Source organism: Nocardia barduliensis (assembly GCF_013315795.1).
Lineage (GTDB): Bacteria > Actinomycetota > Actinomycetes > Mycobacteriales > Mycobacteriaceae > Nocardia > Nocardia barduliensis.
This window is the reverse complement of sequence record NZ_JABLTE010000275.1, coordinates 1-868: the sequence shown is the minus strand read 5'-3', so window position 1 is coordinate 868 and position 868 is coordinate 1. Positions and strand designations below refer to the sequence as shown.

The window sequence follows — 868 nt, the reverse complement described above, 5'->3', positions numbered from 1 at the left end:
AGAGGACGTCTTACGTGGGTGTAATTCGTTGTCCGGCATGATGTGACCCGTGGTCGACAGGCTTGCTCAACGGCTGGTCCCGGATGCGTTGTGGGACATCGTGAAACCGCTGCTCCCCGAGTTCACGCCGAGACCTCAGGGCGGCGGGACAGCTCCGGCGGACGAGCGAGCGGTCTTCACTGCGGTGGTGTTCGTATTGACCAGCGGTTGCGCTTGGAGGCATCTGCCGCCGTCATTCGGTGTGAGCGTTCCGACCGCACATCGCCGGTTCATGGTGTGGGCTGATGCCGGGGTATTCGAGGCGTTGCATCGGGCGATCCTCGACCGGCTCGGCCTCGCCGGCGATCTCGATTGGAGCGCGGCGATCCTGGACGCGGCGAGTGTGCGAGCGAAAAAAGGGGATCGCTGACCGGCCGCAGCCCGGTCGACCGTGGCAAGAAAGGATCCAAGATCCACGTCATTTCGGACGCGAACGGGATACCGCTGGTCACCGGTGTTTCTGCCGGGAACACCCACGACTCGGTGATGCTCGCCCCGATGGTCGAATCGATTCCGCGGGTGCGCTCGCAGCGCGGCCCTCGTCGCGGCAAGCCCGCCAAACTGCGGGCGGACAAGGGTTACGACTTCGATGTCCATCGCCGGTGGCTGCGTGCTCGCGGGATCGTGCCTCGGATCGCTCGTCGTGGGATCGAGGATCCCACGAGGCTGGGTAAGCACCGTTGGAAGATCGAACGGACCATTGCATGGTTGACCGGATACCGGCGCTTGACGATCCGCTACGAACGACACGGCCGCCTCTTCGCAGCATTTCTACAACTCGCCGCAGCGCTGACCTGCTACAAGAAACTCACCACGTAAGACGTCCTCT

Annotated in this window: 1 protein-coding gene; it reads left to right on the top strand. The window is 63.6% G+C overall.

Annotated elements, in window-relative coordinates; translation table 11 throughout:
- Positions 1-49: 49 nt before the first annotated feature.
- Positions 50-858 (top strand): IS5 family transposase gene (locus tag HOV91_RS39170; protein ID WP_098085337.1). Its coding sequence is split into 2 segments (ribosomal slippage): positions 50-397 and positions 400-858, totalling 807 coding nucleotides; the frame shifts between segments, so codons are not numbered across the junction.
- The last annotated feature ends 10 nt before the right edge of the window (positions 859-868 follow it).